Raw genomic sequence first — 1,003 nt, 5'->3', positions numbered from 1 at the left:
GGCACGTGGTCGAGGGGGTCGAGCCCGTGCACGCCGAGTTCCGCGTCAGGCGCGGCACGGGCGAGCTGCGCGACCTGCGCGTCGTGCTCGAACCGCTGATGTCGCCCGGGGGTCCGGTCGGCATGCACGGCGTCATCCAGGACATCACCGGCCGCCGCCGGGCCGAGCGCATGATGTCGGAGTCGCGCCGCCAGCTCCTGGAGGCCCGCGAGCAGGCGGCCGAGGAGCGCAACGTGATGCTGGCGCTGCGCGAGGCCATCCTGCCCGCGCCCACCGGCTGCCTCGACCTGCCGGGGGCCAGGATCGCCGTCCGCTACGTGCCGGCCGAGAAGACCGCGAGCCTGGGCGGCGACTGGTTCGAGGCCGCGACCACGCCCGACGGCCGCCTGCTGCTGGCCATCGGCGACGTGTCGGGCCACGGGCTGCCCGCCATCGCCCACATGGCCCACCTGCGCCACGCCCTCGTCGGCCTCACCATGACCGGCCGGCCCGCCGACCGCCTGCTGTCGTGGCTCAACGACCTCGTCCTCCACCAGCTGAAGGACACCACCGCCACGGCCGTCATCGGCCACCTCGACCCCGAGACGCTGCTGTTCAGCTGGGGGCAGGCGGGCAACCTCGACCCGATCCTGGTGCGCGGGGGCCGGGCGACCCTGCTGGGCAGGCCGCGCGGCGTGCTGCTCGGCGCGGACTCCGGGCGGCCCTACGAGCTGGCCCACACCCGGCTGCGCCCCGGCGACCTGCTGCTGATGTTCACCGACGGGCTGGTCGAGCGGCGCACCCGCGACATCGACGTCGGCCTGGAGCTGGTGCTCGACGCCGCCGGGGGCCTGTCCGCCCACGACCTCGACGCCGGGCTCGACCGTCTGCTGGCCGGCATCGGCGGCCCCAACCCCGAGGACGACGCGTGCCTGCTGGCCGTCGCCGTCCCGGAGCCGGACGGGAGGGCGGCGGGAGTGCGACCATAGACGGGTGCTCATGCTTCTGGACACACCGTCCCTCT

General features: G+C 75.2%; 1 protein-coding gene. It reads left to right on the top strand.

Features of this window, described 5'->3' with window-relative positions; genetic code table 11:
• Positions 1-968, top strand: a 968-nt coding sequence (locus tag ACWCSD_RS53135) for a PP2C family protein-serine/threonine phosphatase (RefSeq protein WP_449927701.1), incomplete at its 5' end; no start/stop codon positions are given.
• Positions 969-1,003 lie beyond the last annotated feature (35 nt).

This window comes from Nonomuraea sp. NPDC001684 (assembly GCF_053596515.1).
The sequence above is the reverse complement of the archived record's forward strand: the minus strand, read 5'-3'. Positions and strand labels throughout refer to the sequence as shown.